We start from the raw sequence: 21352 nt of genomic DNA on the forward strand, positions 1-21352 counted from the left end.
TGCTACTTCTGCACCGGCGCCCACTCCGGGCCGGTCTCCGCCAGCTCCGGGTCGAGCTTCGGGAACAGCGGCTTAGGCTTGCTGAGCTTAGTGCCCGGCTGGATCTCCTGGCGCGCCCACGTGGCCTTTTGCTTGGAGTAGTCGCCCATGATGACGGGGTAGGTGCGCCCTTCTTCGGGCAACCCGACGCCCACCGGTTGGCGCGGAGACTCATCCGTTACCTCGACAACCTCCGGCTGGGCCGCCCAGATGCCCTCGCCGCCGAGAGTTTCGAAGATCTTCTGCGCGGAGAACGGCAGGTACGGGGTCAGCAAGGTGTTCACGTCGGAGACAACCTGCAGAGCGGTGTACAGAACCGTAGCCAGGCGCTCGCGCTGGTCTTCGTCCTTCGCCAACTTCCACGGCTCCATAGCCGCGATGTACTGGTTCGCGCGTCCCGCGATGCGCATGGCCTCGGTGATGCCGGCCTTGAAGCGGGAGAGGTTAATGTTATCGCCGACAACGTCGAATGCCTTGGCGGACTCGGCGAGCAGCGCCTCGTCCTCTGCAGTCAGCGGTCCCGGGGCGGGAACCTCACCGAAATTCTTGTGAGCCATGGAGACGGTGCGGTTCACCAGGTTGCCCCACTCGTTGGCTAGCTCGGAGTTGATGCGGCGAACGAACTCGTCCCAGGTGAAATCCGTATCGGTGGTCTCCGGCCCAGCGGTAGCGATGAAGTAACGTAGCGCGTCGGGGCCGAACTCCTTCAGGAAGTCGCGCACGTAGATCACCACACCCTTGGAGGAGGAGAACTTGGAACCCGACATCGTCAGGAACTCGGAGGATACGACCTCCGTCGGCAGGTTCAGCGCCGGATCGGCCAGATCGCCAGCCTCGCCGCCTTTGGAACCCTGGCCACCGTAGCCCAGCAGCTCCGCCGGCCAGATCTGGGAGTGGAAAGTGATGTTGTCCTTACCCATGAAGTAGTAGGACAGGGCCTCCGGGTCGTTCCACCACTTCCGCCAGGCCTCCGGGTCGCCGATGCGCCAGGCCCATTCGATGGACGCGGAGAGGTATCCCACGACAGCGTCAAACCAGACATAGAGCTTCTTGGCGTTATTGTCTTGCCAGCCCTCGACGGGGATCGGCACGCCCCAGTCGATGTCGCGGGACATGGCGCGCGGGCGGATGTCTTCCAGCAGGTTCAGGGAGAACTTCAACACGTTCGGGCGCCAGTCGGTGCGGCCCTTCAGCCACGTGGTGAGGGCTTCTGCTAGTGCGGGCAGGTCGAGCATGAAGTGCTCGGTGTCGATGAACTCCGGTGTTTCGCCGTTGATCTTGGAACGCGGGTCGATCAGGTCCTCGGGATCCAGCTGGTTTCCGCAGTTGTCACACTGATCTCCGCGGGCGTCATTAGCGCCACAGATCGGGCAGGTGCCCTCGATGTAACGATCCGGGAGAGTACGGCCCGTGGACGAGCTGATGGCACCGCGGGTGGTCTGAGTGACCATGTAGCCGTTGTTGTACAGGCCGGTGAAGAGCTCCTGCACGACCGCGTAGTGGTTGCGGGTGGTGGTGCGGGTGAACAGGTCATAAGAAAGGCCGAGGCCCGCGAGGTCCTCGACGATGATGCGGTTGTAGCGATCCGCCAACTCCTGGACGGTCGTGCCTTCCTTCTCCGCCTGCACCAGCAACGGGGTGCCGTGCTCGTCGGTGCCCGAAACCATGAGCACCTCGTTGCCAGCCATTCGCTGATAACGCGCGAAAACGTCCGAAGGCACGCCAAATCCGGCAACGTGGCCGATGTGGCGGGGGCCGTTAGCGTAGGGCCATGCAACTGAGGTGAGAACTCGTTTCGACATAACCCTTAGATTAGGTGATCCCCTACCACGACGCGAAAGCAGCCCGGCTTAGGAATGCTCTGCGTTGCCGTCTGCGACGGCCTGCGGAACATCGCTCCCACCGTAACGACGGCTGCGCTTAGCGGCCTTAGCTTCGCTCGGCTGGTTGATGCGACGCTCGCGAGCCATACGCAGGGCGTATTCCCGCTGTGCCTTTTCGTCCAGGTACAGCTGGTCGTTAGACAGAGCCTTGTAGATGGAGAACATCAGGGCGATAATCACCAGCAAGAACGGGCTGGCGGCGATGATCGTCACGTTCTGCAGGTTGGTCAGCGCCTCATCGCCGCCGGTAAGCAGCAGCATCAGGGCGATAACCGCGGTGAGCGCACCCCACAGCACAGTGACTCCACGGTTGGCGACCAGCTGTCCACGCTGCGACATGGAACCCATGACGGTGGAGGCGGAGTCTGCGGAGGTAATGAAGAAGGTCGCCAGCAGAATCATCGCAATGATGCTTGCTACCTGTCCCATCGGCAGGGTCTGCAGCAGGTTAAACAGCTGGCTGGTGGCCTCGCCATCGCCCCAGATGGAGTTGCCGGTCTCCTCCGCGTTGATCGCGGCACCGCCAAAGATAGAGAACCAAATGATGGTCACAATAGTTGGGACCATCAGGACCACGCATACGAACTCGCGGATCGTACGGCCGCGGGAAATGCGGGCGACGAACATGCCGACGAACGGAGACCAGGAGACCCACCATGCCCAGTAGAAGATGGTCCAGGTGCCCAGCCACTCATCCGCACCATCGCCGGAGTTAGCGGTGCGGGCGGCCATCTGGAAGAACTGGGACAGGTAGTTACCCAGGGAGGTCGGGATCAGGTTCAGAATCACCACGGTCGGCCCGAGAATCAGGACAAACAGCGCAATGAGACCAGCCAGAACCATGTTGGTGTTGGACAGGTACTGAATGCCCTTGCCCACACCGGAAGCGGCGGAAGCCAGGAAGCAAAGACCCAGGATCACGATGGTGCCGACAATCACCCACGTGCCAGGATTAGAAATCAGCCCCGTGGCATCCAGACCGGCCTGGATCTGCACGGCACCCAAGCCCAGGGAAGCTGCGGTACCGAAAACCGTCGCGAAGATGGCGGCAATGTCGATGATCTTGCCCAGCGCGCCCTCGGCGCGCTTCTCCCCGATCAACGGAATAAACGTCGCGGACAGCAGCTGCTTGTGCCCCATACGGAAGGTGCCATATGCAATGGCCAGCGCCACGATGGCGTACAGCGACCACGGGTGCAGGCCCCAGTGGAACAGCGTGGAGGCGAAGGAGCTAGCCACATCGTTCTCCTGCGCCCCCGGCACGCCGTCGCGGTAGTACGTCAACGGCTCGGTCACACCGTAGAACATCAGGCCAATGCCCATGCCCGCGGCGAACATCATGGCCACCCAGGAGATGCTGTTAAACTCCGGCGGCTCGTTATCCTTGCCCAGGCGAATGTGCCCGAACTTACTGAACGCAATGAACAGAATGAACCCGACAAACACCGTGCCGGCGAGGACATACAGCCAGCCCCAGTCACCTACGACATAGCTCAACGCCGTCGAGGCGAAGGCGGCGAAGCTATCGCCACCAAATACGCCCCACAGCACGACAGCCAGGATGAGGGCTGCCGCACAGCCCGTGACTACCCAGTCGATGGACTGTTCCTGATCAGCCTCAGTCGGTGCTACTTCTTCTCTTGATACAGTCATTCCTCAATATTGGGGGGTATTGTGGGGGCTTTTCAACCGCAGTGGTGCCCCAACCACGCCCGGACGGCGCCTTTAGCCTCGGCTTCGGTCTCCCCTAAACCCCTATTCACCTGCCTTTATCCCCAACACAGGCCACCCGCCTCTCAGCCCAGCTAAAAACTTTTGAAAAACCCTAGTTTTCTTCGCGTCCGCGCAGCACAGCTTCATAAAGCTCGCGCTTGCTCACGCCCTTGGCCTTTGCCACGTCTCCGGCCGCCGCCTTCAGACGCTCCCCCTCCGCCACTTTCTGCTCCACCAACTCGACCAACGATTCCACGTCCGGTTCTGCCTGCTCGTCCGCAGCATCCACCACCACGCAGATCTCCCCCTTCACGCCGTTTTCCGCCCACTCGGCCAGCTCGCGCAGCCCGCCGACCTTCACCTCTTCAAAGGTCTTCGTCAGCTCGCGGCACACCGCCGCCTGTCGGTGATCCCCCAGCTCTTCGGCTGCTACCTGCAGAGTCTTGGCCAGCCTGTGCGGGGATTCAAAGAAGCAGACGGCGTAGGGGGCGTCACTAAAAGAACCAAAGAACGAACGCCGGGCGCCGTCCTTGCGTGGGGCGAAGCCCAGGAACGCGAAGTGGCCCACCCCCAAGCCGGATAGCGCCAGAGCGGTCGGCACCGCGGAGGGACCCGGCAGGCACGTCACCGGCACCCCCGCGCGACGGGCAGCGACGACCAGCGGGAAACCAGGGTCGGAGACGGAGGGCATGCCGGCGTCCGTCACCACCAGCACGCGCCGGCCCTGCTCTGCCTGCTCCACGAAGAACTCCGCCCGCTCGGCCTCGTTGTGGTCGAAGTTGGAGTAGATCCGGCCGGCAATCTCCACCCCCAGCGTGTCCGCGAGCGCCCGGGTGCGGCGGGTGTCCTCCGCAGCCACGATGTCGGCGCTGGCCAGCGCGTCGATCAGCCGCACCGAGGCATCCAGCGGATTGCCCAGCGGCGTGGCCGCCAAGATGATTCCTCCCTGCGGCAGAGGTCGATTCTCGGCGGCGCGGGTAAGCAGCGCAGCGACTGCGTCTGCGGGGAGAGTCTTGGCATCTACGGGTTCACTCATACCCGCCAGTATGCCCGCCAGTGCGCCCGATTGTCCGGAGCTTCTACTACAGTTGGCTTTCGTGCCGACCACACCGACTCCCCCGCTTGCCGACATTCCTGCAGCGTCCGCCGACCAGCGCGCCACGACCGACGTGGGCAGTCGCGCACGCAACGCTATGCCTGGGCGCCGCACATTCGCTTTCACTCGGTGGACGGGCATCCTGGTTGTCCTCGGCCTGTTCGGTGCGCTCAGCCGCCTGCTGATGCTGCAGCGCCCCACGGATGCGGGCACCCCGGTGTTCGACGAGAAGCACTATGTGCCGCAGGCCTGGCAGATTCTGCAGAGCTGGTCTAACCCGCTGATCGGCGGTATCGAAGACAATCCCGGCTACGGCCTGGTCGTCCACCCGCCCTTGGGCAAGCAGTTCGAGGCGATGGGCATGGCTGTGTTTGGCTATACGCCATGGGGCTGGCGAATCATGTCCGCCCTGCTGGCTGTGGTGACGATCCTGCTGATTGCCACGATTGCGCGCCGAGTGTCGAAGTCCGACCTTATCGGTTTGTTCGCCGGCATTATTGCTCTGTGCGACGGGATCCTCTTCGTCACGGGGCGTTCGGCCATGCTGGATCACTTCCAGGTGTTCCTGGTGTGCCTGGCGACCTACTTCGCGGTGCGGGATGCCGAGCAGATGGAGGCCCGCTTCCAGCGCGTCTGGGCCGCTGACCGGATCCACGATTTCGCCCTCGGCCCGCGCATGGGCTACCGCTGGTGGCGATTCGCCGCAGGCGTGGCGCTGGGCTTGTCGCTTTCGGTGAAGTGGAATGGCCTGTACTACATGGCCTTCTTCGGGGTGACGATTGTTGCGGTTGATTATTTTCGACGCCACCGTTTCGGCGTGCGCCGTCCCCTCCTCGGGACCGCTTTCTTCGACGCTCTGCCCTCCTTCTTTTCCATCGTGATCGTCCCCGCGATCCTGTACGTGGTCAGCTGGCGGGCCTGGTTCGCCTCCGAGACCGGCGTGTTCCGCCACGCCGTGGAGTCCGAGCAGTACACCAACACCACCGGGGATTGGTTCTGGTCTTTCCTGCCCGATACCCTGCAGAACTTCATCTACTATCACGTGTCCGTCATGCGCTTTCACACGGAGCTGACGAACTCTAACGGCCACCACCACAACTGGGAGTCCAAGCCGTGGTCCTGGCTGGTCTCCAGCCGTTCGTTGATGTACTACAACCCATCCAGTGACGAGGGCATCCACAAGGTGATCCTGCTTGTCGGCACCCCCGCTATCTGGTGGTTCTGCGTCCCCGCCATGCTGTGGGGCCTGTGGTGCCTGATAGTGCACAAGGATCGCCGCTGGGTGGTTCCCGTCATCGGTTTTGCAGCCGGCTTCCTGCCTTGGCTAGTCAACCTCGATCGCCAGATGTACCTGTTCTACGCAGCTAACTTGGCTCCGTTCCTGGCGATTGCGCTGGCTATGGCTCTGGGGCAGCTGCTGTGCTGGCAGCGCCCGGGCGTTGCCACCCAGCCGCACTCCTCCCCTAAGGCCTTCGTGAAGGCTCGCCCCGGCCAACTAGCGGTAGTGATCTACCTGATGCTGGTGGTCTGGAACTCTCTTTACTTCCTGCCGATCTACACGGCCACTCCGCTTTCCGATTTCGCCTTCGACATGCGGATGTGGCTGCCTTCCTGGCGCTAACCCCAGCCCCGCGGTCGTGGCTCGCCGAGCTCGAAGGTGGAGTTGCGTCGGGCGTCGCTCGGGCTGAAGTTCACCGGCTGTGCCATCAGCGCGCGCAGCGACTGTTGCAGCGGCATGAACACGTTCTGCCTGCCAGCCCACACCACGACCAGGGCCACGACCGCCGCCAAGTGCACCAGCAGCAGCCAGAGTGTGGTCAGGCTGCCACCTTCCCCGACCATGCTCAGCACGATCTCCCGCGTTGCGAACCCTAGACCGAAAGCCCATAACCCCAGGTAAATCGGCAACACTGCGGCAGCCGCTTTCGGGCGCCAAGCAGCCCAAAGGAGGCCACCGGCCAGCGCAAAGCGCATCGTCGCCGCGTCGGAGACTAGTCGGAGCTGAGACGAGTCGGCGTCATCCCCAATGGGCGAGCCGAACAACAGCGATAGGCCCCACACAACATAAACCAGCGCCACGGCAACAAGGGCGAAGCGGCCAAAGTAAAGAGGCAGCTGACGGCGGCGCAGGCCTCCGCTGATCTGGGGGTTGTGATCGGCCTGCTCGAGCACCTGTGCGAGGAGCGCCGCTTTCTGCTCGTCGCCCGGCTCCGTCGTGGGGCCATCATCCGTTGGGGTGGCGGAGACGTTCATCCGGCGGCCCAACGCGGTGACGGTGGCATACCAACGTTGGCAGTCCTCACAGGCGGCAAGGTGCGCGTCGACGAGGTCGTCGGACAGCTCGGCGGTTTCGCCGTCGAGCCGGGCGGACATCGAGGTCCTGACCGCTTGACAGTCCATGCTCTTAATCCCGCCTCTTGCGTGCTTTACCTAACTTCAGCCGAAGCGTGAGAGGGCCTTATCCAGGCTCGCGCGCCCCGCGCCGAAAACAACAATCATCATAAGGGAGACGACCAGGAGCAGCACAAACTCCATGCCCCCGTCGGCGACGAAAAAACCGTTGGACCAGTGCACGAAGTACAGCACCAGTGCGCTGTAAATGGCGAAGAGTCCTGCGACTGCCGTGGTAAGCAGACCAACGATGAGCATCGCGCCGCCGAGCATCTCGAAACTGGCCGCCGCCCAGGCACTGACCTTTGGCTGTGGAATGTGCAGGCGGTCGAAGGTGGCGACGGTTCCGGTTACTCCGCCCATGCCGTCGATGAAGACTTTCTTCCAGCCGTGGGCAATGAAGATCACGCCGGTGACAAGGCGCAGGAGCAGCAGGGCCGCGTCACGCGCTGCGGGGTGATTCAGCATCCGGGAGGTTTACTCCTAGACCGCGCGGATGCCGGAGCGCGGATCGATGTATTCCTCGTCCGAGCCGGTAGCGGATGGTGCCTTCGTGTCCGGACCCCCACCCGGCAGGTCGAAGAAGTCGCTGCCGTCGGCGTACTCCAGGTTGCTGAAGGCCGGGTCGTCTTCGTCGGTCTCCAGGATCACAGCGCCCGGGCGGATCAGGCGATCCGGCACGCCCAGCTCGTCGTCCTCCGTGTTGCGCACACCCAGGCGGGCACGGCGCATACGCACCAGGCGGCGGTGGCGCAGCTCGCGCTCCTCGATGGCCTGGCGGCGGAGCATCACCAGGTAGAAGGCGGTGAAGGCCACCATGGCCACGAAGGTCAGCCACACGCCGCTGCCCAGGGCCAGGCTGGCGCCGAAGGTCAGGGCGCACAGTGCCAGCAGCACCAGCAGCACCTTCTTGCGGCGGTTCTGGCGTTCGCGGGCCAGGCGCGCGGAGGACACCGGGTCGTAAACGCCGCGACCGCGGCGGGCTGCCAGGTACTGCAGGTCGGCCTCGCTCAGCTCGTCGGACTCCTCGAGGATGTCCAGGCTCTTGTCCGCCGGTGCTGCATCGACGTGGTCTACCAAATCTGGTGACGCCTTCACGTCCCCACCGCGCACGTACTCAGTCGGGACTGCGGCGTATGCGGCCTGGCGGGCGCTCTGCTCTTCGGCGGGCTCGGCGGGTTCGGCGGACTCCGTGGAGTCACTGGCGTCGCTGGACCCAGCAGACCCAGCAGACTCAGCGCCTGCCTCCGCAGCCTCGCCGTTCATCTCTGCCTTTTTCACCGGGGAGAACTCGCCGGTGTCCATTTCATCCTGGGCGGTGTAACGCACCGCGCTGCCCGCAGATGCCGCTGCCACGACCTTCTCGGAACCCTCAGCGGCTGCGTCAGCGTCGTCGGTGGTCGCGGCTGCCTGCTCGGGCTTTTCGGTGGACGTTGCCTTGGCGTCTGCTACCTCGGCGTCTGCTGTCTCGGCGTCCACTACCTCGCCGTCTACCACCTCAGCATCTACCACCGCTGCGTCTACGACTTCAGCGTCCACGCTATCCTCGCTGTCCGCGCTGCGCTCGTTGCCCTTCGTGGTCATCAGCGCCCGCAGCCCCCGCGGCTTGCCCGACGTCGCGCCAGCTGCGGAATCTTCATCTTCCAGCAGAACGTACTCCGGCTCCGCGTCGACCAGCTCCAGCTCCTCGTCATCGGAGGACATGTAGAGACCTTCGGCCGGCTTGAGCTTGCGCTTCGCCTTCAGCGTGCTGCCCCCTCGGTGCAACACGCGGGTTTCGCTCAGCGCCTGGGCAGTCCGTCGCACGGGTTTTTGGTTGCGCAGCAGAAGCGGCGCCAACAGCACCAACCAGACGGCGGCAATGAGCAAAAGGGAGCCGGACACGTGTATCAGTTCTCCTCGAAGTTTGTGAAGTTCATGCGGGCAGCGTGAGTGGTCAAGTGCTTGCCACGCTACCCGCGTAACCCCTATACATGCGCTCGCCACGCCGAGGCTAGTTTCGGTTCACAGCCAGCCCCAAGATTCCGCGATTTACCAGCCTGCGCACCACCCCGTCTGGAGCCGTTTCCTCCTGTGTCTGCGCCACCAGTAGGTGGTCCCGCCATTCGCCGTTGATGTGCAGGTTTCGCTGTAGCTGCCCTTCGATGCGGAAGCCGGTTTTCTCTAGGACTTTTCTGGACGCCACGTTCTCCGGCATGACCGTAGCCTCTATCCTGTGCAGCCCCACTACCTGCATCCCCAAGTCCACGCCCAGCGCTACCGCCGCAGTGGCCACGCCATGGCCTTGGAACCGCGAGTACACCCAGTAGCCGATCCAGGCACTGGAGACCGTTCCGTATTGGATGTTGCCTATCGTCAGCTGGCCCGCGAACTCCCCTTCGATGTCGATGACCATCGGCACCAGTAGGCGGTCGGCGGACAGGACCTGCAAATTGTGGAAAGTCTGCCGCCAGGCCTGCGGGCTGTGCGCTGCAGCCCAGTCCCCCGGCACGGTCGGTTCAAAAGGCTGCAGTAGTTTCTGATCCTCGATCCGCGCGGCGCTCCACTGCGCCCCGTCGGTGGCGCGCACGGGGCGCAGGGTTACCGGCAGGGCGGCCGTGGGGGCGTCATTAAGATCTCCGTACATGTGCCCACGGCTCAAAACGGTGCGCGTGTGCTGTTCGGGCACCGCGGTGGGGGCGAAGGCGGCGCGCAGTCGGTGAAGCACGGGTGAGCTAATCCTTGTTGCTGAGGAACAGCACGTCCACTTCCTGCCCCGGCGCCACGTCCGTCACGTCGGATGGCACCACGATCAGGCAGTTGGCCTGTCCGTGGCTGCCCAGCAGGTGGGTCGGCTCGCCGCCGTTCACGGCTCCGAGGGGATCCACCAGGAACTCGCGCGTCTCCCGGTCACGCATCAACTGGCCGCGAATAAAGCCACGACGGCCAGGGGCCGAGGCAATCCCGGCGATCGTGCGGGCTGGCACCACGCGGCGGGTGGCCTGACGGCGGCCACGGATCAGCTGCACCAGCGGGCGCACCATGACCTCGAAAGAAACGAGGGCGGCGGAGGGGTTGGCCGGCAGCAGGAAGGTCGGCACCTTGTCCTGCCCCAGTGTGCCGAATCCCATGACGGAGCCGGGGTGCATGGCGATGCGCTGGATTTCCATCTCCCCCATCTCGGAGAGGATTTCCCGCAACTCGTCGCTGGCCGCGCCACCCACCGCACCGGAGATCACCACAACCTCGGAGCGCAGCAGCTGGCTTTCCAGCACCTCGCGCATCTTGCGTGGCTCGCCGCTGAGGATGCCCACGCGGTGCACGTCCGCGCCGGCCTCGCGGGCGGCGGCGGCCAGGGCGTAGGAGTTCACGTCGTAAACCTGGCCCACCGCCGGGTCGCGGTCGATGTCCAGCAGTTCACGGCCGAAGGAGAGCACCGACAGGCGCGGGCGTGGATAAACCAGAACCTTGGACCGCCCAACGGCAGCCAGCAGGCCCACCTGGGCAGCGCCGATGACGGCACCTTCTTCCACTACAACGTCGCCGGGCTGCACGTCGGAGCCTTTCCGGTGCACGAACTCGCCGGAGGCGATGGCCTCCAGCGGGCGGATCTTGCGGCCTTCCTTTTCCACCCAGTCCAGTGGGAGCACCGAATCCGCCAGGGTCGGCAGTGGCGCGCCCATCTCCACCCGCACCGCCTGGCGCGGCTGCAAACGGATCGGACGCAGGGAGCCGGCGGTCACGTCGCCGACGATCGGCAGGGTTTCCTTCACACCGCTGGTGTTCTCTACGGCCGTGGCATCTTCTGGGTCGCGGTCGGGGTCGCCACCCCGGGCGGCTGCCAACGCTTGGCGGATATCCACGCTGCGCACGGCGTAGCCATCGATGGCGGCCTGGTCGAATCCGGGCAGCGGTTCGGCGCCCTCGACTCTTTCGGCGCAGCGCAGCCCCAGGGTCTCGGTGATGGCGATGCGCACTGGCTCGGGGGTCACCGCCGCAGAGGTGATGATTGCCAGTTGTTCTTCGACCGATCGCATGTTTGTTGCCCCTAGTTTTCCTGGTTCAGGCGCTCCCGCAGCCAGGTCTTCAGGCTGGGGCCATATGTCTCATTCTGAAGCGCGAAATCGACACAAGCTCGAATGTACCCACCCGGGTTGCCTAGGTCATGGCGCAGGCCGTGGTGGACAATGATGTGCACCGGGTGCCCCTCGGTAATCATTAGCTCGATGGCGTCGGTGATCTGGATTTCCCCGCCCTTGCCCGGCTTCGTGCGGCGCAGAGCATCGAATACCTGTCGATCCAGCAGGTAGCGCCCGGTGGCCACAAAGTTGGACGGAGCATCTTCGACAGCCGGCTTTTCCACCATGCCCTTCACGATCTTCACGTCGGCGTGGTCCGCCTCGTCGATCTCGAAGACTCCGTAGTTGCTCGTCTCCTCGCGCGGCACCTCGAAGGCACACAGGACGGATCCGCCGTACTGCTTGCGCACGGCAAGCATCTTCTCCATCACACCCATCGGCAGCACCAGGTCGTCTGGCAGCATGACGGCGAAGCAATCCTCATCGTCATCCAGCACCTCTTCGGCCAGCCCGATGGCGTGCCCCAGGCCGAGCGGCTTTTCCTGTTCGACAGCCACCACGTCGATCAGCCCGTCGGTGGCGCGCACCTTGTTCAGCTGGTCGGTCTTGCCGCGCTGTTCTAGCGTGCGCTCCAGCTCTTCGTCGGTATCGAAGTGCCCCAGCACCCCGCCCTTCTTCGGAGCCGTCACGATCGCCAAGCGGTCTGCGCCTGCATCGGCGGCTTCCTTTGCAATCAGTTCGATCCCGGGAGTGTCCACGACGGGCAGCAGTTCCTTGGGAACGGTTTTGGTGGCGGGCAGGAAGCGGGTTCCAAGCCCGGCAGCCGGGACCACGACGGTACGCAGTGCGGCTTGCTCGGACGTGGAGATCGTAGGGCTAGAAGTCATGCCGGAATAGTAGCGCTTTAAGCTCCGGGTTTCGTGCTCTACACACCACTAAAGGAGAGTTTTCTTTTGCAGTAGGCTTTAAGACGATGACCACCCCCGCTGACCTGAAGAAGCGCGCCCGCGCCCGAGTACGCGCTGCCCGCGCCGGCCGCGTCGACGAGCGCCCCTTGCGCGACCGAAGCATTCAGACTCACCTCTTGGACGCTCTCGCGGAACTCCCTTGCGCGCCTTCCACCATCGCCGCCTATGTTCCTCTCCCCAGTGAGCCGGGCGGCGCGGATCTTCCCGATGTCCTGGCGCGCACTGGAGCGCGGGTGTTGCTTCCTCGTGTTGTTCGTGGTGACGCCCCCAGCCTCGAATGGATCGAGTATCAGCCGGACAACCCAAACCTCGTCGAGGGCACGTGGGGCATCCTCGAGCCGATGGGCGAGCCAGTGATTGGGCCAGGGAGTGAGCCGGCGTGTGAAGCGGAGAGTAATGTAATTCACACTTTCCCGACATGCGTAGATGTAATAGTTACACCTGCTCTATCGATTGATTATCATGGGACACGGCTCGGACAGGGCGGTGGCTTCTATGATCGAACTCTTGCCAATCACCCATCGCACGTGAAGGTATGGGCAGTGGTAGACCACGAAGAATTCACCCGCGACGTTCCCTGCCAAGACCACGATCTGGTCGTAGACGCTGTGATCCACGACCTCGGATACTTCCCCATTTTTTAATTGCTTTATAAAGTCTGCGCTAGGTCGCGGACAAGAAAGGTCTTTTGCACCATGCTTGAAGGTTTTAAGAAGTTCATCATGCGCGGCAACGTCATGGAACTTGCCGTAGCCGTCATTATCGGTGGTGCCTTCACCGCCATCGTCACCGCTTTCACCAACGGCATCGTCGAGCCGCTCCTGGCCGCAGTCGGCGGCTCCCCCGAGTTCGGAATGGGCTTCCACCTCCGCGAGGGCAACGATGCAACGTTCGTCAACATCGGCGCTGTCCTGACTGCTGCCGTTAACTTCCTGATCATCGCTGCCGTCATCTACTTTGTGATGATCATGCCGATGAACAAGCTGGCTGAGCTGAACGCTCGCCGCAAGGGCATCGAGCCGGAGGAGGCTGCTGCTACCGAGACCGAGCTGCTGGCCGAGATCCGCGACCTACTGGTGGAGCAGCGTGGCGGCGAGGCAGAGCCGACCGGCAAGCACACAGAGAGCTAACAGCTAACTCCAGCCCCGTTAACCCCAGTGCGGCGGGCGCTGTTCCTCTAGGAAGCGGCGCTCCTGCTCTGCGGAAGGGCGATCGTCACCCCACTCATCCCGTGAAGGGCTTGAGTGGGGTTTTGCTTTGCCGGAAGCGATGGCGTCAATAAAAGAAGAACCTGAACCCCCAGCCTGGCCGGCCTTGCCTACCTTGCCGTAGAACCTGCGACGGCGGCGGCCAGGCTGGCTCTTATCCGAGTGGCCGGTGTTCACTCTAGGCCCGGTTATTCATGTCGCCGACAACGTGGCGAACCAGCGGACCAAGAGTGGCCATGCCATCGCGGATCGCGCCTCGGGACCCGGCGATGTTGACCACCACAGTCGAACCGGAAATACCGGCGACTCCGCGGGACAGGCCCGCATCCAGGGAGTTAGCCGCCAAACCGGAAGCGCGCAGAGCCTCCGCGATGCCCGGGACCTTGCGGTCCAGTTCAGCGCGGGTGGCCTCCGGAGTCTTATCGCGCGGGCCGGTACCCGTACCACCGATCGTGACGACGAGATCGGCACCGCCGACCACAGCGGTCTGGATGACCTTGCGGATTGCGGACTTGCGGGATTCGACGTTGAGCACGGCATCGACGAGGAAGCCTTCCTCTGCCAGCAGCTCTGCAACCAGCTCGCCGTTCTTGGCCTTTTCTTCCGGGAAGTCGGTGACCAGCACGACCATGGCGTGCAGTGGCGGCTCGTCGCTGAGCTGTTCACGGCTGCGCTCCTGGGCGTCCAGGGTGTGGAACAGGGCGTCGTCCGGCTCCGGGATTTCCTCTGCCAGACGGTCCACCTGCGCGTGATCGACGGAACTCATGGCCATGACCTCGTTGATGTCCGCGTTGACGTCCGCGGACCCTTCTTTAGCCTTCCGAGCTGGCACGGCGATCCTCCTGAATCGATAAACGGATGTAACTAATAAAGTATCCCGTTCGCCCTCTGCTGTACAGGCGAACGGGAATAGGGGTTTACTCGGCGGCGGTAAGCGTCAGCTCGACCTCCCGCTCCTCGCCATCGGGGCCGTCCTTGACCTTCAGCTTGACCTTGTCGCCCACAGCGTGCGAACGGATGGCTGCGATCAGCCCCACGCCCGAATCCACGCGCCGGTCATCCACGTGGGTAACAAGATCGCCCTTCTTCAAGCCCGCCTTGTCTGCGGGGCTGTCCTTGTTCACATCTGCGATGACGGCACCGTTCTCGCTAGAGCGTGTATCGACCTTCGCGCCAATGATCGGGTGCTCGGCCTTGCCGTTGTCGATCAGCTGCTTGGAGATGCGCTCTGCCTGGTTGATCGGAATGGCAAAGCCCAGGCCGATGGAACCGGCCACTTCCCCACCACCGGTCGAAGCGATCACGGAGGGAATGCCGATGAGTTTGCCCTCCATGTCTACCAAGGCACCACCGGAGTTACCGGGGTTGATGGAGGCGTCGGTCTGGATCGCGTCGATTAGGGAGGCTTCGCCGCCGTCCTCACCGGAAGCCTGGACGGGGCGGTTCTTCGCGGAAACGATGCCGGTAGTGACCGTGGCTGACAGTCCCAGTGGGGAACCAATCGCCATCACGTCCTCGCCGACGTTTACCTTGTCCGAATCGCCGAACTCAATGGGCTGTAGATCCGTGACGTCCTTTGCCTTGATGACGGCAATGTCTGTGGGAGGATCGGTGGCCACCACCTCTGCCTCGAGGGTACGGCCGTCGTTGAGGGTAACCTCCATCTTCGCGCGCCCGTCCTGGGCACCCGCGACTACGTGGTTGTTCGTAAGGATCAAGCCGTCGGAGGAAATGATCGAGCCGGAACCTTCTTCTCCGCCCCGGGGCGTCATAACTCGGATGGAAACCACAGAGGGCAGAACCTTGTTGGCAATGTCGGTGGTGCTGCCCGGCTTCACCGGGTTGGAGGCCTTCTTATCCTGCGAAGACTTGCCACCGCTGTTGGAGTTATCGAAGGAAGATGTGGCGTTGTTGCTGGCCTGGTTGCCGTTGATCGAATCCATGCCCACGTATGTGACGGCGGAAGCAACTACAGCACCCGCCAGCAGCAGTGCTGCAACGGCCGGGGTGGACCAGCGCCTCTTTTCCTGCGGCTGGCTGCTCAGCTGGGGCTGGTACGGAGCCGCGAAAGACTCCTGTCCCGGCCCTGGCGCCGGAGTCGGCCCTTGTTTCTGTCCGGGCTCCGGGGACGGAGCCTGCACGGATGTCGGCTGCGGCTGCTGCAGGCCCTGCTGCTGTGGGAAGGGCTGCGAGCTCGGTTGCGCCGGCTGCGGATTCGGTTGCGTCGGCTGTGGAGGCTGCACCGCCGGCCCTACTTGCGTGGCCGGATCTTGTGGCTGCCCCTGTGGAGCGTTCCAGCGCATGTGGTCCCGGCGAACTCCACCCTCCGGCCCGCCGCCCCCACGCACCGGTTCCTGGCCACGGTTAGAAAAGTCCGGTTCGCCGGGCATCCGCTGCCCGTCCCCCGAGTTGTTCTCGCCCATATTGTGTTCCCTTTCGTCCATAGCGACCAGTATGTCCGTTATGTATGTAGTTCAGCACTATGAATGCTGTAGTTTTTCTGCCAGTTTAAGGAAAATCCTTAGAGAAAAGTTCCCGAACCCCCGTCTGGCTCCAGTTAACTCGGCTCCCCCGGCAGCACTGCGCGCATCAGGGCGCCGCCGTCGTCCGACTCGTCGGCCACGATCACCCCGTGGTGCCTCTCGATGACCTGCTTGACGATCGCCAGCCCCAGGCCGGAACCAGGCATTGAACGCGCCTGGATCGAGCGATAGAAGCGGTCGAAGACATTTTCGCGATCCTCCTTCGGAATGCCAGGCCCGGAATCCGCCACTCGGATCTCCACTTCCTGGTGTGCTGGGGCGCCGGTATCGGGGCCTGCGGCGTCACCTTCCTCAACAACAATCGGCTGCATCCACACGCGCACCACACCGCCTTCAGGCGACCACTTCGCCGCGTTGTCCAGCAGATTCAGTAGCGCGCGCGACAGGGCGAAGGCGTCTCCCTGCAGGTGCCACTCAATCAGGTGCGTATCGAAGGTTACGTCCGGACGGCGTCGCTGCACGCGCTCAATACCCAGCGTGATGAGTTCGGAGATCTCGACGGTGCTCAGAACCTCCGGGTTCGAGTCCTCGCGGGCAAGGTCCACCAGGTCGCCGATCAGCCCACTCATCTCGTCGATCTGTGCAATCACGTCGCGCTCTAGGTCCTTGCGGTCTTCCTCGCTGATGCCGGGACCTTCGCCGTCTTTTCTTTGTGACGCCAACATCAGCAACTCCACGTTTGTGCGCAGTGAAGTCAATGGTGTCTTTAGCTCGTGCGAAGCGTCCGCGACGAGGTTCTTCTGCTTCGTCTGCGCCTCCTGGAGGGCGTTCATCATGTTGTTGAAAGAGTCCGTGAGGGATCCGAGCTCGTCATGGGAATAGACGGGGATCTGGCGCAGTTCGCCGGTACGGGAGACCTCGTCGGCCGCTCGGCGCAGGCGGGTGATCGGTTGAATGCCGGAGTTTGCGACAGCGATGCCCGCGATGATGGAGGCGATGAAGCCGGTCACCGCAATCAGAATCAGAACCAGCCAGAGGGATTCCAGCGTCTGGTTCGTAAAGGCGATGTCCAGGCGCAGCACGATCACGCGACCGTCCAGGGCGCCGATGGCGAAGCTTCTCTTGTCGCCTTCCGATTCAAAGGTATACGGATCATCGCCGACGAGGACGGAGATCTCGTTGGGGCTGAGAATGCCCTCGAACTTGTGCACGTCTGCCTGCCGCCCCGCCTGGTCGGCGGGCACAACGAGGACACTCATGTTGTTATCGGAGTCGAAGAAGCGAGGACGGTAGTCCTCACCCTCCCCTGTCTCGCTGACTGGAAACTCGAAGCCCGAGTCGATGTAGGCCTGGGCCTGCGTCTGCAGTGTCTTATCCATCTCCTGCGACAGCACCTGCTTCACGGTGGCGTAGGAGGAGATGGTGATGATGGCGATACACAGCATCACCACCATGGCGGTGAGGGCCGCCAGTCGCGTGCGCAGAGATAGTCCGCGCACGGAAAAACGGAGGGACTGGATCAGCCGGTCCCTCCTGCTATCTCCTCGAGTGTCCGTGCCCCCGTTCTCTGCAGAGGCTTGCTCGGGCTCTACCGTGAGGTAATCCTCCGGGAGCCTACGCAGGATCACGGTGCGGTCTCACGCAGCGCGTAACCCACCCCACGAACAGTGTGAATCAAACGAGTCTCGTTGTTAGCCTCCGTCTTACGGCGCAAGTAGCCGATGTAGACCTCCAGTGCATTTCCGGAGGTTGGGAAGTCGTAACCCCAGACCTCTTCCAGGATGGTGTTGCGGGAAAGCACCTTGCGCGGATTGTTCATCAGCAGCTCCAGCAGGGCGAACTCCGTGCGGGTCAGGCTGATCTGTCGGTCTCCGCGGAAAACATCGCGGGTTTCCGGGTTCAGGGTCAGATCCTCGAAGCGCAGTGGCTCGTGCGCCTCCCCTTCCTGGATCGCGGGACGTGCCGCGCGGCGGAACAGCGAACGGGTGCGGGCCAGAAGCTCTTCCAGGGCGAAGGGCTTGGGCAGGTAGTCATCTGCACCGGCGTCCAGGCCGGCCACTCGCTCCTCGACGGAATCACGGGCAGTTAGCAGCAGGATCGGCAGGTCGTCGCCGTGGCTGCGCAGCTCGCGGCACACGTCCAGACCGTCCTTCTTGGGCATCATCACATCGAGGATGGCCAGGTCCGGTCGTTCGTCAGCGATGAGCTTAAGGGCCTCCTCGCCATCCGTTGCCAGGTCGACGGTGTAGCCATTGAAGATCAGGGAACGGCGCAGGGATTCGCGCACAGCCTGATCATCATCTACAACAAGAATCTTCATGCCCTCCATTGTGCCTATGAATTTGTCACAACGCCCGTGCGGACCCACATTTTTAAGGAAAGCTCAGCATTTCTTAGGTCTGTTACACCAATGCAAAAACCCCGCCACGCATGCATGTGTGACGGGGCGCGCTACTGGGCTCGTATTAATCCAGGTCGATGAGACCCAGCTGAGCTGCCTTTACCAGGCGGCGAGGAATCTGAACATCCTGGCCCTGAACCTTAACGTGCTGCAGAGCTACGTTGTCGGCCTTCCACTGGGAACGGCGGGAGTGCGTGTTTGCACGAGACATACGGCGCTTCGGAACTGCCATTGTCTTCTACCTCCTTATTAATGGTCTGAAATAGGTTTCTTGTGAACTTCTTGGTGTGAAGAGGTCTTACTTCTTCTTGCGGCGGGTCATGTTGCCGTAGCGACGCTGGAACTTCTCCACGCGGCCGGCGGTATCCATAACGCGCTGAGCGCCGGTCCAGAAGGGGTGGGACTCGCTGGTCACGTCAACGACGATGAGCGGGTACTCGTTGCCGTCTTCCCATTCAACGGTGCGGTCGGAGGTAGCAGTGGAGCGAGTGATGAACTGGTGGCCAGTGCTCGCATCCTTGAAGACTACGGGGTGGTAGTCGGGGTGGATATCCTTCTTCATGGTTTCCTCTTATTCCCTTAGGTACGTGTACATCAGGTCGGTCCCGTGCGTTACGTGCGCGGGTCGTGCCTGAGGCGGGTCATAAAAAGCAGCGCGCCTTCTTTCTTACTGACGCCCTTAAGGCCAGCCCGCTAAGCGGGTGGATTTTGGGCGCGACAAAGTCGGTCGCACAACGAGGAACAATCATAGCGAAAGACAAGGCCATAAAGAAAATCGCGTTTTCCGAGCTGGAATGGGGCCAACTGGGACGTAGGGGCGTCAAAAACAGCGATTAGGTTATGGCGCGGCGGTGCTGTAAAGTTAGCTCCCGCTGTTGTCTATGTAAACGTCATCGCCGGACAGATTTTAGGCTAGATACGCTAGATGCAGCGCCCCACCACCTAGAACTCTTGGCCCGTCTAACCATGGGTTTTGTTAAGTGCGCGGCGCAGGCACCTGAGATCTCCGGCGGAAGGAGAAAACCCATGTCGGCATATTGCCAGGTCACGGGGCGCAAGCCGAGCTTCGGCAAGTCTGTGTCCCACTCGCACCGCCGCACGAACCGTCGCTGGAACCCGAACATCCAGCGCCGTACGTTCTACTTGCCCTCTGAGGGCCGTTCCATCACGCTGAACGTGTCCACCAAGGGCCTGAAGACCATTGACCGTGACGGCATCGAGTCTGTCGTTGCCAAGATCCGCGCCCGTGGGGAGAAGATCTAACTATGGCACGTAACGATATCCGCCCAATCATCAAGCTGAAGTCTACGGCTGGCACCGGTTACACCTACGTCACCCGTAAGAACAAGCGCAACAACCCGGATCGCATCACCCTGAAGAAGTTCGATCCGATTGCCCGCAAGCACGTCGAATTCCGCGAGGAGCGATAATTTATGGCTAAGAAGTCCATGATCGCGAAGAACGAGCAGCGCAAGGAAATCGTCGCCCGCTACGCGGAGCGTCGCGCTGAGCTCAAGAAGATCATCAAGAACCCGAACAGCACCGACGAGGAGCGCCTGGATGCACAGTGGGAGCTGAACCGTCAGCCCCGCGACGCTTCCCCAGTTCGCGTCCGTAACCGCGATGCAGCTGATGGCCGCCCGCGCGGCTACCTGCGTAAGTTCGGCCTGTCCCGTGTACGTGTCCGCAACATGGCTCACCGCGGTGAGCTGCCGGGCGTACGCAAGTCCAGCTGGTAAGGGGGAGCTTTCACAATGAAGCGCACCAACATGAAGAAGGCGCGGATGGAACAGTCCCGCCGCCCGAAGAAGAACCCGCTCAAGGCCGAGGGCATTGAGACGGTTGACTACAAGAACTACGACCTGCTGCGTAAGTTCATCTCCGAGCGTGGCAAGATTCGCTCTCGCCGCGTAACGGGCCTGACCCCGCAGCAGCAGCGTCAGGTTGCCACCGCCGTGAAGAACGCGCGCGAGATGGCCCTGCTGCCCTTCCACAGCCGCTAAGCCGCTGTGCCCTTTCGGGCTGGCAGCATAAGTCTGCAGCCTGGAGACGTTTAACAGACACGATCAAGACCCACCGCCCCGTGCGAAAGCACGAGCAAGGCGGCGGGTCTTTTTCGTGCCTTTTTGCCACCCGTTCGGCGGGCTGTCTGCTTTCTTCGCTAAGCTTGCACAGTAAAACTCTTAAGCGCTCCCCCCTTGCCCGCTGGGTTGAGAAGGGGCGCTGGCCCCACATCGGACGCAAGCCGAACAACAGTTAGGAAGCCTGCAGTTGAGCAATAACAACAACTATCCCAACGACGACTTTGGTGCCAATGATCTGCCGGATTACAACAGCTACACCGGCGGAAACTCCGGCGACTCCAACCCTTACGAGCAGGGAAGCTATGGCGCTGAACAGAACAGCTACGGTGCTGAGCAGAACAGCTATGGAGCCGAGCAGGCCGGTTACGGTGCTGAGCAGGGTGGCTACGGCGACGGCAACTACGGCGCCGGCGCCCCCAATGCTTATGGCGCGCCCGCATTCCCGAATGCCGCGGCCAACAACGGTGCCATGTTCGGCAACGATCGCCCGGGCGCTTGGAAGCGCCTGCTGGCTCTCATTATCGACAGCCTCTTGGTTCAGGTGGTTGTCGGCAGCATTGTGATGTTAGCAATCGCTGGTCAGGATCTCATGGACTGGTTCCAGGCCACCGTCAATGCAGAATCCCCAGATGCCGTGGACGTCCCCTACCCGGCTACCAAGGTGATGATTTCCAGCATCATCATGCTGGTCGTTTGGTTGACCTACCGTGTTCTCATGGAGTCCAAGAAGGGAGCCACCCTCGGCAAGATGGCTATCGGCGCCCGTGTGGTTACCGCCGATGGGCAGAACATCGATCCAGTGGCATCGCTGAAGCGCAACAGCTGGTACATCGTCGGCGTTGTCCTGGGCATGATCCCGAACGTCGGCGGTTTTGTGCAGCTGGCCATCTACATTGTTGTGGGCGTGACCATTGGCCAGAGCCCGGAGAAGCAGTCCTTCACCGATAAGTTCGCCAACGCCTACGTAGTGGACAAGTCCGCGTACTACGGGGTTAACTAAGGTCACGACTACTGCGCTTAAGGCGCAA

At 62.5% G+C, this 21352-nt stretch carries 24 protein-coding genes; 8 read left to right on the forward strand and 16 right to left on the reverse strand.

All coding sequences use genetic code 11. The features are described 5' to 3' along the window. Positions 1-2: 2 nt before the first annotated feature. From metG to rsmI, 3 genes are all read right to left on the reverse strand, one after another. A complete protein-coding gene (metG, locus tag MHX66_RS07235; RefSeq protein ID WP_239201808.1) occupies positions 3-1841 on the reverse strand; it encodes a methionine--tRNA ligase in 1839 nt (612 codons plus the stop codon). Between the two features lie 48 nt (positions 1842-1889). Beyond that, positions 1890-3575: a BCCT family transporter gene (locus MHX66_RS07240; protein ID WP_239201810.1), complete on the reverse strand. Its 1686-nt coding sequence runs from the start codon at positions 3573-3575 to the stop codon at positions 1890-1892. Positions 3576-3747: 172 nt separating this feature from the next. Then, positions 3748-4671, reverse strand: coding sequence for a 16S rRNA (cytidine(1402)-2'-O)-methyltransferase (gene rsmI, locus MHX66_RS07245; protein ID WP_239201812.1), 924 nt, complete (start codon positions 4669-4671; stop codon positions 3748-3750). A gap of 157 nt (positions 4672-4828) precedes the next feature. On the opposite strand from rsmI, the gene MHX66_RS07250 reads away from it, so the two are divergent. Beyond that, the gene (locus tag MHX66_RS07250; RefSeq protein ID WP_239201863.1) at positions 4829-6352 is read left to right on the forward strand and encodes a dolichyl-phosphate-mannose--protein mannosyltransferase; all 1524 of its coding nucleotides are present in this window, start codon (positions 4829-4831) and stop codon (positions 6350-6352) included. Here MHX66_RS07250 and MHX66_RS07255 read toward each other — a convergent pair. The 6 genes from MHX66_RS07255 to MHX66_RS07280 all read right to left on the reverse strand — a co-directional run bounded on the left by MHX66_RS07255 (position 6349) and on the right by MHX66_RS07280 (position 12067). Beyond that, positions 6349-7131 (reverse strand): zf-HC2 domain-containing protein, encoded by a 783-nt coding sequence (locus MHX66_RS07255; protein WP_239201814.1) that lies wholly within the window; start codon positions 7129-7131, stop codon positions 6349-6351. The two genes, MHX66_RS07250 and MHX66_RS07255, sit on opposite strands and share 4 nt — an antisense overlap. 36 nt (positions 7132-7167) lie before the next feature. Then, positions 7168-7590 carry a DoxX family protein gene (locus MHX66_RS07260; protein ID WP_080722694.1) on the reverse strand — a complete coding sequence of 141 codons (423 nt, stop codon included), beginning with the start codon at positions 7588-7590 and terminating at the stop codon, positions 7168-7170. 15 nt (positions 7591-7605) lie between these two features. Beyond that, a complete protein-coding gene (glpR, locus tag MHX66_RS07265; protein ID WP_239201816.1) occupies positions 7606-9006 on the reverse strand; it encodes a gephyrin-like molybdotransferase receptor GlpR in 1401 nt (466 codons plus the stop codon). A gap of 109 nt (positions 9007-9115) precedes the next feature. Further along, the gene (locus MHX66_RS07270) at positions 9116-9829 is read right to left on the reverse strand and encodes a GNAT family N-acetyltransferase (protein ID WP_239201818.1); all 714 of its coding nucleotides are present in this window, start codon (positions 9827-9829) and stop codon (positions 9116-9118) included. 7 nt (positions 9830-9836) lie between these two features. Continuing rightward, positions 9837-11138: a gephyrin-like molybdotransferase Glp gene (gene glp / locus MHX66_RS07275; RefSeq protein ID WP_239201820.1), complete on the reverse strand. Its 1302-nt coding sequence runs from the start codon at positions 11136-11138 to the stop codon at positions 9837-9839. Between the two features lie 11 nt (positions 11139-11149). Beyond that, a complete protein-coding gene (locus MHX66_RS07280) occupies positions 11150-12067 on the reverse strand; it encodes a UTP--glucose-1-phosphate uridylyltransferase (RefSeq protein WP_192816650.1) in 918 nt (305 codons plus the stop codon). A gap of 86 nt (positions 12068-12153) precedes the next feature. Here MHX66_RS07280 and MHX66_RS07285 point away from each other — a divergent pair, with 86 nt between their 5' ends. Both MHX66_RS07285 and mscL read left to right on the forward strand, forming a co-directional pair. Continuing rightward, positions 12154-12792, forward strand: coding sequence for a 5-formyltetrahydrofolate cyclo-ligase (locus MHX66_RS07285; RefSeq protein WP_239201822.1), 639 nt, complete (start codon positions 12154-12156; stop codon positions 12790-12792). 51 nt (positions 12793-12843) lie between these two features. Next, positions 12844-13278, forward strand: coding sequence for a large conductance mechanosensitive channel protein MscL (gene mscL, locus MHX66_RS07290; protein ID WP_239201828.1), 435 nt, complete (start codon positions 12844-12846; stop codon positions 13276-13278). Positions 13279-13296: 18 nt separating this feature from the next. Here mscL and MHX66_RS07295 read toward each other — a convergent pair whose 3' ends face one another. The 7 genes from MHX66_RS07295 to MHX66_RS07325 all read right to left on the reverse strand — a co-directional run bounded on the left by MHX66_RS07295 (position 13297) and on the right by MHX66_RS07325 (position 18802). Further along, entirely contained in the window at positions 13297-13533 is a 237-nt protein-coding gene (locus MHX66_RS07295; protein WP_239201830.1) for a hypothetical protein, read from the reverse strand. A gap of 1 nt (position 13534) precedes the next feature. Then, the gene (locus MHX66_RS07300; protein ID WP_239201832.1) at positions 13535-14188 is read right to left on the reverse strand and encodes a molybdenum cofactor biosynthesis protein B; all 654 of its coding nucleotides are present in this window, start codon (positions 14186-14188) and stop codon (positions 13535-13537) included. An 85-nt stretch (positions 14189-14273) separates the two neighbouring features. Beyond that, complete coding sequence (locus MHX66_RS07305) at positions 14274-15779, reverse strand: S1C family serine protease (protein ID WP_239201834.1); 1506 nt, start codon at positions 15777-15779, stop codon at positions 14274-14276. A gap of 134 nt (positions 15780-15913) precedes the next feature. Then, the gene (locus MHX66_RS07310; protein ID WP_239201836.1) at positions 15914-17467 is read right to left on the reverse strand and encodes a HAMP domain-containing sensor histidine kinase; all 1554 of its coding nucleotides are present in this window, start codon (positions 17465-17467) and stop codon (positions 15914-15916) included. Next, the gene (locus tag MHX66_RS07315; protein WP_239201838.1) at positions 17464-18159 is read right to left on the reverse strand and encodes a response regulator transcription factor; all 696 of its coding nucleotides are present in this window, start codon (positions 18157-18159) and stop codon (positions 17464-17466) included. The genes MHX66_RS07310 and MHX66_RS07315 overlap by 4 nt, the downstream gene beginning before the upstream one ends. Before the next feature lie 145 nt (positions 18160-18304). Continuing rightward, positions 18305-18472 carry a 50S ribosomal protein L32 gene (rpmF, locus tag MHX66_RS07320; protein WP_011273951.1) on the reverse strand — a complete coding sequence of 56 codons (168 nt, stop codon included), beginning with the start codon at positions 18470-18472 and terminating at the stop codon, positions 18305-18307. Between the two features lie 66 nt (positions 18473-18538). After that, positions 18539-18802, reverse strand: coding sequence for a type B 50S ribosomal protein L31 (locus MHX66_RS07325; RefSeq protein WP_005293662.1), 264 nt, complete (start codon positions 18800-18802; stop codon positions 18539-18541). Positions 18803-19266: 464 nt separating this feature from the next. Between MHX66_RS07325 and rpmB the strand changes: the two genes are divergently transcribed. The 5 genes from rpmB (at position 19267) to MHX66_RS07350 (ending at position 21324) form a co-directional block, all read left to right on the forward strand. Then, on the forward strand, positions 19267-19503 hold the full coding sequence (gene rpmB, locus MHX66_RS07330) for a 50S ribosomal protein L28 (protein WP_005293665.1): 237 nt from the start codon (positions 19267-19269) through the stop codon (positions 19501-19503). A gap of 2 nt (positions 19504-19505) precedes the next feature. Beyond that, the gene (gene rpmG / locus MHX66_RS07335; RefSeq protein ID WP_005279910.1) at positions 19506-19670 is read left to right on the forward strand and encodes a 50S ribosomal protein L33; all 165 of its coding nucleotides are present in this window, start codon (positions 19506-19508) and stop codon (positions 19668-19670) included. A 3-nt stretch (positions 19671-19673) separates the two neighbouring features. After that, entirely contained in the window at positions 19674-19979 is a 306-nt protein-coding gene (gene rpsN / locus MHX66_RS07340) for a 30S ribosomal protein S14 (RefSeq protein WP_005293669.1), read from the forward strand. A 15-nt stretch (positions 19980-19994) separates the two neighbouring features. After that, positions 19995-20243 carry a 30S ribosomal protein S18 gene (rpsR, locus tag MHX66_RS07345; RefSeq protein ID WP_005293672.1) on the forward strand — a complete coding sequence of 83 codons (249 nt, stop codon included), beginning with the start codon at positions 19995-19997 and terminating at the stop codon, positions 20241-20243. A gap of 268 nt (positions 20244-20511) precedes the next feature. Then, positions 20512-21324: an RDD family protein gene (locus MHX66_RS07350; protein WP_239201840.1), complete on the forward strand. Its 813-nt coding sequence runs from the start codon at positions 20512-20514 to the stop codon at positions 21322-21324. The last annotated feature ends 28 nt before the right edge of the window (positions 21325-21352 follow it).

This window comes from Corynebacterium sp. ACRPH (genome assembly GCF_022347285.1).
Classification (GTDB): Bacteria; Actinomycetota; Actinomycetes; order Mycobacteriales; family Mycobacteriaceae; genus Corynebacterium.

What these genes read in the sequence shown, in the direction of transcription:
- metG (WP_239201808.1), bottom strand. Translation starts at nt 1,841, where the DNA reads ATGTCGAAACGAGTTCTCACCTCAGTTGCATGGCCCTACGCTAACGGC.
- MHX66_RS07240 (WP_239201810.1), bottom strand. Translation starts at nt 3,575, where the DNA reads ATGACTGTATCAAGAGAAGAAGTAGCACCGACTGAGGCTGATCAGGAA.
- rsmI (WP_239201812.1), bottom strand. Translation starts at nt 4,671, where the DNA reads ATGAGTGAACCCGTAGATGCCAAGACTCTCCCCGCAGACGCAGTCGCT.
- MHX66_RS07250 (WP_239201863.1), top strand. Translation starts at nt 4,829, where the DNA reads ATGCCTGGGCGCCGCACATTCGCTTTCACTCGGTGGACGGGCATCCTG.
- MHX66_RS07255 (WP_239201814.1), bottom strand. Translation starts at nt 7,131, where the DNA reads ATGGACTGTCAAGCGGTCAGGACCTCGATGTCCGCCCGGCTCGACGGC.
- MHX66_RS07260 (WP_080722694.1), bottom strand. Translation starts at nt 7,590, where the DNA reads ATGCTGAATCACCCCGCAGCGCGTGACGCGGCCCTGCTGCTCCTGCGC.
- glp (WP_239201820.1), bottom strand. Translation starts at nt 11,138, where the DNA reads ATGCGATCGGTCGAAGAACAACTGGCAATCATCACCTCTGCGGCGGTG.
- MHX66_RS07280 (WP_192816650.1), bottom strand. Translation starts at nt 12,067, where the DNA reads ATGACTTCTAGCCCTACGATCTCCACGTCCGAGCAAGCCGCACTGCGT.
- MHX66_RS07285 (WP_239201822.1), top strand. Translation starts at nt 12,154, where the DNA reads ATGACCACCCCCGCTGACCTGAAGAAGCGCGCCCGCGCCCGAGTACGC.
- mscL (WP_239201828.1), top strand. Translation starts at nt 12,844, where the DNA reads ATGCTTGAAGGTTTTAAGAAGTTCATCATGCGCGGCAACGTCATGGAA.
- MHX66_RS07305 (WP_239201834.1), bottom strand. Translation starts at nt 15,779, where the DNA reads ATGGGCGAGAACAACTCGGGGGACGGGCAGCGGATGCCCGGCGAACCG.
- MHX66_RS07315 (WP_239201838.1), bottom strand. Translation starts at nt 18,159, where the DNA reads ATGAAGATTCTTGTTGTAGATGATGATCAGGCTGTGCGCGAATCCCTG.
- rpmF (WP_011273951.1), bottom strand. Translation starts at nt 18,472, where the DNA reads ATGGCAGTTCCGAAGCGCCGTATGTCTCGTGCAAACACGCACTCCCGC.
- MHX66_RS07325 (WP_005293662.1), bottom strand. Translation starts at nt 18,802, where the DNA reads ATGAAGAAGGATATCCACCCCGACTACCACCCCGTAGTCTTCAAGGAT.
- rpmB (WP_005293665.1), top strand. Translation starts at nt 19,267, where the DNA reads ATGTCGGCATATTGCCAGGTCACGGGGCGCAAGCCGAGCTTCGGCAAG.
- rpmG (WP_005279910.1), top strand. Translation starts at nt 19,506, where the DNA reads ATGGCACGTAACGATATCCGCCCAATCATCAAGCTGAAGTCTACGGCT.
- rpsN (WP_005293669.1), top strand. Translation starts at nt 19,674, where the DNA reads ATGGCTAAGAAGTCCATGATCGCGAAGAACGAGCAGCGCAAGGAAATC.
- rpsR (WP_005293672.1), top strand. Translation starts at nt 19,995, where the DNA reads ATGAAGCGCACCAACATGAAGAAGGCGCGGATGGAACAGTCCCGCCGC.